We start from the raw sequence: 910 nt of genomic DNA, 5'->3' as shown, positions 1-910 counted from the left end.
TTTGTTTCTTGAATGGATGCTAAATTCATCGTTAATCCATCTCGCTCAATGCTTCTAAGGAATCTTCTATTGTACTGAAGGGCCTTCATTACGACTGAAAAGCATGCTAATTGGTAAGCACGGTCGTCAATGTCTAATCCATATAGATTTTTCTCAATAATTAAACGTGGTATTTCTCTTTCCATATATCCACACTTACTATATATTTCATAAAGAACATCAAACATATAGACTAAAATGTGGCCACTTCCCATTGCGGGATCAAAACATTTAATATCTTCAACATTTAACTCTTTATTTACATAGGGAGCAATTTTTTCTTGAAAGTCTTCTTGCTGATGTTTGATGAAAAATTCCCAGTTCGTAATTAAATCTTCATGTTCAGGGTGTGCTTCCGTCCAGTACCTTCCTAATGAATTTTGCACCATATATTGAACAATCCAGTCAGGTGTAAATAGTTGTGTTGCATAAGGGATTTCTTCTGCCTTGTATTTCCTTTTCGCTTTAAACACACGATCTTTTTCATCAGCAATATAATATTGATACAGCCAGCCAATAACTTCAATTTGCTCCCAATTATCTTCTGGAATCACTTCCGTATCCGTCATTTTCCGAACAAATGAATCTGTTCCAAGTAACCCTTCAGGAAATAATATCTCTGTATAGTCTTCAATCGTTTCAAACATAAATGGCATGTAACGGTTTAAGTCATTACAATGCATTTTAATCAGATATTTAAACAGTTCATCTGTTTGATTGTTCATTTTGAGTTCATATACGTATTCTTTATCCAAGTCTAAATCAAGTGATAACGCCTCTTTCATCATATCTGGTTCTGAACGATCCCCATGAATAGACGATAAAACCCGGACTTTCGTTGGAAGATAATCATTGACTTCCATGAAACGTA

At 34.5% G+C, this 910-nt stretch carries 1 protein-coding gene; it reads right to left on the bottom strand.

Annotated features, from left to right (window positions below):
- On the bottom strand, positions 1-910 hold a 910-nt coding region (locus tag BN2144_RS19980), incomplete at both ends, for a DNA methyltransferase (RefSeq protein WP_033826332.1).

This window comes from Bacillus andreraoultii, assembly GCF_001244735.1.
Lineage (GTDB): Bacteria > Bacillota > Bacilli > Bacillales > Caldibacillaceae > Caldifermentibacillus > Caldifermentibacillus andreraoultii.
This window is presented reverse-complemented; position numbering and strand designations above follow the sequence as displayed.